This window comes from Frankia sp. CoBUL1 (assembly GCF_978021245.1).
This window is the reverse complement of the sequence record NZ_CDXDOS010000001.1, coordinates 44,358-50,835: the sequence shown is the minus strand read 5'-3', so window position 1 is coordinate 50,835 and position 6,478 is coordinate 44,358. Positions and strand designations below refer to the sequence as shown.

Annotated in this window: 9 protein-coding genes; all 9 read right to left on the bottom strand. The window is 66.4% G+C overall.

Annotated elements, in window-relative coordinates:
- On the bottom strand, window positions 1-745 hold a 745-nt coding region (locus AC08OX_RS00310), incomplete at its 3' end, for a DNA-directed RNA polymerase subunit alpha (protein ID WP_476605951.1).
- A 176-nt stretch (window positions 746-921) separates the two neighbouring features.
- Window positions 922-1,551 carry a 30S ribosomal protein S4 gene (gene rpsD / locus AC08OX_RS00305; protein ID WP_476605950.1) on the bottom strand — a complete coding sequence of 210 codons (630 nt, stop codon included), beginning with the start codon at window positions 1,549-1,551 and terminating at the stop codon, window positions 922-924.
- Between the two features lie 95 nt (window positions 1,552-1,646).
- Window positions 1,647-2,051: a 30S ribosomal protein S11 gene (rpsK, locus tag AC08OX_RS00300; protein ID WP_011435061.1), complete on the bottom strand. Its 405-nt coding sequence runs from the start codon at window positions 2,049-2,051 to the stop codon at window positions 1,647-1,649.
- A 78-nt stretch (window positions 2,052-2,129) separates the two neighbouring features.
- Entirely contained in the window at window positions 2,130-2,510 is a 381-nt protein-coding gene (gene rpsM, locus AC08OX_RS00295) for a 30S ribosomal protein S13 (protein WP_462202433.1), read from the bottom strand.
- Between the two features lie 200 nt (window positions 2,511-2,710).
- Window positions 2,711-2,824 carry a 50S ribosomal protein L36 gene (gene rpmJ / locus AC08OX_RS00290; protein WP_003956441.1) on the bottom strand — a complete coding sequence of 38 codons (114 nt, stop codon included), beginning with the start codon at window positions 2,822-2,824 and terminating at the stop codon, window positions 2,711-2,713.
- A gap of 79 nt (window positions 2,825-2,903) precedes the next feature.
- On the bottom strand, window positions 2,904-3,125 hold the full coding sequence (gene infA, locus AC08OX_RS00285; protein WP_006541558.1) for a translation initiation factor IF-1: 222 nt from the start codon (window positions 3,123-3,125) through the stop codon (window positions 2,904-2,906).
- A gap of 282 nt (window positions 3,126-3,407) precedes the next feature.
- Window positions 3,408-4,253: a type I methionyl aminopeptidase gene (gene map, locus AC08OX_RS00280; protein ID WP_476605949.1), complete on the bottom strand. Its 846-nt coding sequence runs from the start codon at window positions 4,251-4,253 to the stop codon at window positions 3,408-3,410.
- Window positions 4,254-4,394: 141 nt separating this feature from the next.
- Window positions 4,395-5,048 (bottom strand): adenylate kinase, encoded by a 654-nt coding sequence (locus AC08OX_RS00275; protein ID WP_476605948.1) that lies wholly within the window; start codon window positions 5,046-5,048, stop codon window positions 4,395-4,397.
- Entirely contained in the window at window positions 5,048-6,340 is a 1,293-nt protein-coding gene (gene secY / locus AC08OX_RS00270; protein ID WP_476605947.1) for a preprotein translocase subunit SecY, read from the bottom strand. The genes AC08OX_RS00275 and secY overlap by 1 nt, the downstream gene beginning before the upstream one ends.
- Window positions 6,341-6,478: the final 138 nt, after the last annotated feature.

Here is a 6,478-nt window from a genome sequence, read left to right as displayed (position 1 = left end):
GCGCGAGGTCGGCCGCCAGCGCCGCGTCCGCGGCGGACGGGCCGATGTCGACGCCCTCCGCCTCGGCGTTGAGCTCCTGAGCCAGCCCGAACAGGCCGACCAGGGTCTTGCCGGCGCTGGCCATCGCGTCTCGCGGGGAGATCGACGGCTTGGTCTCGACGTCAACGATGAGCCGGTCGAAGTCGGTCCGCTGCTCGACGCGGGTCGCCTCGACCTTGTAGGTCACCTTCAGCACCGGCGAGTAGATCGAGTCGATCGGGATCCGCCCGATCTCCTGGCCGGCCTGCTTGTTCTGGGCCGCGCTGACATACCCGCGCCCCCGCTCGACGGTCAGCTCGATCTCGAGCTTGCCCTTGTCGTTCAGAGTGGCGAGCCGCAACTCGGGGTTGTGCACCTCGACGCCCGCCGGCGGGGCGATGTCCGCCGCCGTGACCTCGCCGGGGCCCTGCTTGCGCAGGTACATCACGGTCGGCTCGTCGTTGTCGGAGCTGACGACCAGTTCCTTGAGGTTCAGGATCAGGTCGGTCACGTCCTCCTTGACGCCGGGCACGGTGGAGAACTCGTGCAGCACACCGTCGATGCGGATGCTGGTGACCGAGGCACCGGGGATGGAGGACAGCAGGGTCCGGCGCAACGAGTTACCGAGGGTGTAGCCGAAGCCCGGCTCCAGCGGCTCGATCACGAAGCGTGAACGGAACTCGGAGATCGGGTCTTCGATGAGGGTGGGACGCTGAGCGATCAGCATGAGAACGTCCTTCCGACCACGGCGACCGCCATATGACGCCGTGTGGTGCGGGCCCCCTGACGGGAGCCGGTGGGCGGAACATCGGTCCGTTCCACCCACGGGTGGTGTCCGGGCGGAGGCCCGCCCGGATACCAGTGTGCTCCGCCCCCTGGCTGCGGGGACGACGCCGGTAGATCTTACTTGGAGTAGAGCTCGACGATCAGCTGTTCCTGCACCTGGGTATCGATCACCTGCCGCGTCGGCAGCGAGTGCACCAGGATCCGCAGCTGGCTCGGGATCACCTCCAGCCAGGCTGGAACGGCCCGACCCTGACCCGCGGTCTCCCGGGCCACGATGAACGGGGTGAGCTCCCGGGCCTTCGGCGCGATCTCGACGATGTCGTTCTCGCTGATCCGATAGCTGGGGATGTCGACCTTGCGGCCGTTCACCTGGACGTGGCCGTGCCGGACAGCCTGACGGGCGGCGTCCCGCGAGGGTGCGAAGCCAGCCCGGTACACGACGTTGTCGAGCCGCGACTCAAGGATCTTCAGCAGCTCGTCACCGGTCTTGCCCGCCCGGCGATTCGCCTCGTCGTAGTAGCCCCGGAACTGCTTCTCCAGCACGCCGTAGATCCGGGCACACTTCTGCTTTTCGCGCTTCTGCAGCAGGTACTCGGAGTCCTTGGTGCGGCCACGGCCGTGCTCGCCCGGCGGGTAGGGTCGGATCTCGATCGGGCACTTCGGGGTGTCGCACTTGCTGCCCTTGAGGAACAGCTTGGTCTTCTCGCGGCGGCAACGCTTGCAGTCCGCGCCGGTGTAACGGGCCATCTAATCCTTCTCTCTCGTTTCCTGGCGCGAACTCGAACACGACGCCACGACACCGGCCGGCGTGGAGCCCCGGCCACGGCCGCCTCGCCGCATGGTCACACCCTGCGCCGCTTGGGCGGGCGGCAACCGTTGTGCGGGGTCGGGGTGACGTCCTGGATCGCACCGACCTCGAGCCCCGCGGCCTGCAGGGAACGGATCGCGGTCTCCCGGCCGGAACCCGGGCCCTTCACGAAGACGTCGACCTTGCGCATCCCGTGCTCCTGCGCCTTGCGGGCCGCGTTCTCGGCCGCCATCTGGGCGGCGAAGGGCGTGGACTTGCGGGAGCCCTTGAAGCCGACATGGCCCGCCGAAGCCCAGGAGATCACGTTCCCGGACGGGTCGGTGATGGAGACGATCGTGTTGTTGAACGTGCTCTTGATGTGAGCGTGTCCGTGGGCGACGTTCTTCTTTTCCTTGCGCCGGACCTTCTTGGCGCCGGCTGCGCGCGTCTTGGGAGGCATATTCGCGTGTGGTCTCCGTGTACGAGGTCGTCGATCAGTGGTCGGCGGCGGACCCGAACGGTCCACCGGGGACCCTGACTACTTCTTGCCAGCCTTCTTCTTGCCGGCGATGGCGCGGCGCGGGCCCTTACGGGTGCGCGCGTTGGTGTGCGTGCGCTGGCCGTGGACGGGCAGGTTACGCCGGTGACGGAGCCCCTGGTAGCACCCGATCTCCATCTTGCGGCGGATGTCCTGCTTGATCTCCCGGTTGAGGTCACCCTCGACCCGGTAGTTCGCGTCGATCCAGTCGCGCAGCCTGACGATCTCTTCCTCGCTCAGATCACGAACACGCGTGTCCGGGTTGACCCCGGTGGCGGCGAGGGTGTCTCGGGAGCGGCTGCGGCCGATCCCGAAGATGTAGGTCAGAGCGATCTCAACCCGCTTCTCGCGGGGAAGGTCGACGCCGGAGAGGCGTGCCATGAACGGATGTTTCCTTCCTGCGGCCGGAGGTCTCGGGCGATGCCGTCCCGGCCGGCGCCGGGCCAGGCGGGCCCCGGCCTCCGACCGGGGGTGGGTCGTCCCGAAGAGGACGCCTGGCATCGCTTGGATGCGGTGGGCCACATCTCGGCGGGCGGCACGTGCTGTGCCACCCGCCGGGACGAGGCGCACCCGTCAGGACATCAGCCCTGACGCTGCTTGTGACGAAGGTTGTCGCAGATGACCATGACTCGCCCGTGGCGACGGATCACCTTGCACTTGTCGCAGATCTTCTTGACGCTGGGCTTGACCTTCACGGCTGTTGCGGACCTCCTGCGCAGCCGCGGGCCGCGCGTGGCGATTGAGTGGAGCTACGGGCGAGTGAGAAGAGATCGACTACTTGTAGCGGTAGACGATGCGGCCGCGGGACAGGTCGTAGGGCGAGAGCTCGACCACGACGCGGTCCTCCGGCAGGATCCGGATGTAGTGCTGGCGCATCTTCCCGCTGATGTGGGCGAGAACACGATGACCGTTCTGGAGCTCCACCCGGAACATCGCGTTCGGGAGCGGCTCCACCACACGGCCTTCGATCTCGATGGCCCCGTCCTTCTTCGGCATGTCCTCCGCTGTCCTGACGTCGACTATGGGACGGCGGCTCGGCCGCGACCGGTCGGCCCCCCGAAATGTCCGGAAAAGCCCAGATCAGAGGCTTGAACTACCCCGAGAGGAGCCCGAACCCACCAACCACACTGCCACCGACCGCAACTGCCATGGACAGGACTGCTATCGACACGGTGGAGCACACCGGCGTGAGAAGACCGCCAGCTAAGGAGTGTACGCTGCGACCCCCGTCAAGGGTCAACACGATCCCCGTCAAGGGCCGACGCGACCTCAGCCGGTTCAGCCGGTTCCGGACGGGGCGTCAGCCGGCTGCCCGCAGACGACCCCGAGCTCGGCGAGTTTCGCCGCTCCGCCGTCCGGCGCCGTTAGCACCCACGGCCCACGGGGAGTGATTGCCACCGAGTGCTCGGTGTGGGCGGCGAGGCTGCCGTCGCGGGTCACGACGGTCCAGTCGTCGGGGAGCACGGCCGTGTCCGGCGACCCCATAGTGATCATAGGCTCGATGGCCAGCGCAAGGCCCTCGATCAGCCGGATGCCACGGCCAGGCCGGCCGTGGTTGAGCACGTGGGGGGGCTGGTGCATCTCGCTGCCGATGCCGTGGCCGCCGTAGTGGTCGACGATGCCGTAGCCATGTGGACGGACGTGCCGCTCGACGGCGGCGCTGATGTCGGTGAGCTTTCCGCCGAGCTGGGCTGCGGCGAGGCCCGCCCACAGCGCGCCCTCGCACGTGTCGATCATCGCGAGAACCTCCGGGGCGACCTCACCGACCGGCACGGTGATCGCGGCGTCCCCGTGCCAGCCGTCCACGATGGCCCCGCAGTCGATCGAGATGATATCGCCCTCGCGCAGCACCCGCTTGCGGGTGGGGATGGCGTGCACTACCTCGTTGTTGACCGAGCTGCAGATCGAGGCCGGATACGGCGGCTGGGCATAGCCCTTGAAGGACGGGATACCGCCGTCGTCCCGGATCGTCTTCTCGGCAAGGGCGTCCAGCTCGGCCGTGGTGACCCCGGGGACAACCGCGTCACACAGCCGCGCCAGCGTCTTCGCGACGAGCAGGCCAGCAACCCGCATCTTGGCGATCTCTGCCGCCGTCTTGATTTGGACGTGCTCTCGTCGCGCCACGCTCGTCGCCCCGGTCCGTGTTCGTGTTGTGTCCGTTTCCGATGCTAGCCGCCGACCCCGCAGGACGTGCTCCAACGATCTTCCGCGAAAAACGCGGGAGCCACGTTCGGCCTGGTCCGCGCCCGGACCAGGCCGACGGGTTCAGTCGCCGTAGTGCCGCAGGGCGTCGAGCGCGCGGTCGGTGACGTTATCCACCGGTCCGGTGGCGTCGATACCGATCAGGATGCCCTTTTCGGCGTAGTACGCCACCAGCGGCGCCGTCTGGTCCGCGTAGACCTCAAGCCGATGGCGGACCGTCTCCGACCGATCGTCGTCGCGCTGGAACAGCTCGCCACCACACCGGTCACAGACGCCTTCGACCGACGGCGGGTCGAAGTCGATGTGCCAGATGTGACCGCAGTTCCGACAGGTACGCCGACCGGACAGCCGGCGCACCACCTCGTCGTCGTCGACGACGAGCTCAAGCACCACGTCCAGACGGGTCCCCATGCCATCGAGCATCTGCCCGAGCACCTCGGCCTGCGGGACGTTGCGAGGAAAACCATCGAGCAGGAATCCCTTGACCGCGTCGTCCTCGGCCAAGCGGTTGCGGACCATACCGATGGTGATCTCGTCCGGTACGAGATCACCGACATCCATGAAGGTCTTGGCCTTGACGCCCAGTTCGGTTCCCTGTCGCACGTTCGCCCGGAAGATGTCCCCGGTGGAGATCTTAGGGATCGACCGCGCCTGGGCAATGAACGCGGCCTGGGTGCCCTTTCCGGCACCGGGCGGCCCGGCCAGTACGAGGCGCACTACCGGAGGAAACCTTCGTAATTGCGGAGCATGAGCTGGCTTTCGATCTGCTTCACGGTTTCCAGCCCAACCCCCACCATGATCAGGACCGACGTGCCCGCGAAGGGGAACGGCTGGTCCTTGGTCAGGTTCAATAGTGCCAACGGAAGGACCGTGATCACGCCAAGGAACAGCGATCCCGGGAGCGTGATCCGGTCGAGTACGTGTTTGAGGTACTCCGCCGTCGGGTTCCCCGGCCTGATCCCGGGGATGAACCCACCATACTTCTTCATGTTGTCCGCGACCTCCGTTGGGTTGAAGGTGATCGCAACATAAAAATAGGTGAAGAAGATGATGAGTGCGAAGTATGTCACCAGATAGAGTGGATGGTCTCCCCTGGAGAGATATCTTTGCTCGAAGTCCTGGAAGCTCCGGTTGCTCCACACCTGCCCGGCGAGTTGAGGGAGCTGCAGCAGCGAGGACGCGAAGATGACGGGGATGATCCCGGCCTGGTTGACCTTGATCGGCAGGTAGGTCGACGTCCCGCCGTACATCCGCCGCCCGATCAGGCGCTTGGCGTACTGGACCGGGATGCGACGCTGAGACTGCTCGACAAACACGACGAACACGACGATCGCGAGACCGAGCAGGAGCACCAGGCTAAACACCACACCGCCGGCGACCTGGAGGATGCGTCCGCCCTCGGAGGGAAGCCTTGCCGCGATCGAGGTGAAGATCAGCAGCGACATGCCGTTACCGACCCCCCGGGCGGTGATCAACTCACCCATCCACATGATGACCGAGGTACCCGCCGTCATCGTGATGACAATTGTCGCGATCCGGAACAGGCTCGTGTCCGGGATGATGGCTGCCGAACAGCTGGGGAACAGCCGGCCGCTGCGGGCCAGCGCCACGATGCCGGTGGCCTGCAGAAGACCGAGGGCGATCGTCAGGTACCGGGTGTACTGCGTAAGCTTCTGCTCGCCCGAGCTGCCCTCCTTCTTCAGCTGCTCCAGCCGAGGGATCACCACAACGAGCAACTGAATGATGATACTCGATGTGATGTACGGCATGATGCCAAGCGCGAAGATGGACAGCTGCAGCAGAGCCCCACCACTGAACAGGTTGATCAGCGAGTAGACGTTGCTGCTGTCGGCACTCGCCGAGTCCAGACAGGTGTTCACTGCGGACGTCGAGACACCCGGCGACGGCATGACGCTGCCGAACCGGAACAGCATCACGATACCGACGGTGAACAGCAGCTTCTTGCGCAGGTCAGGCGTGCGGAATGCCCGCGTGAAGGCGGTGAGCACGGCTCCTCCTGCTGGGATTGCGGACCGACGGGAAGTGGACATCCTGCCCGGTGCGGATCGCCTCCCCCGGCCGGTCGCCGAGGTCGGTTAGGCGACTGTAACAGGACACCCGGCCCACTCGTCCCGACATCACCATGG

What these genes read in the sequence shown, in the direction of transcription:
- rpsM (WP_462202433.1), bottom strand. Translation starts at nt 2,510, where the DNA reads ATGGCACGCCTCTCCGGCGTCGACCTTCCCCGCGAGAAGCGGGTTGAG.
- infA (WP_006541558.1), bottom strand. Translation starts at nt 3,125, where the DNA reads ATGCCGAAGAAGGACGGGGCCATCGAGATCGAAGGCCGTGTGGTGGAG.
- rpsD (WP_476605950.1), bottom strand. Translation starts at nt 1,551, where the DNA reads ATGGCCCGTTACACCGGCGCGGACTGCAAGCGTTGCCGCCGCGAGAAG.
- rpsK (WP_011435061.1), bottom strand. Translation starts at nt 2,051, where the DNA reads ATGCCTCCCAAGACGCGCGCAGCCGGCGCCAAGAAGGTCCGGCGCAAG.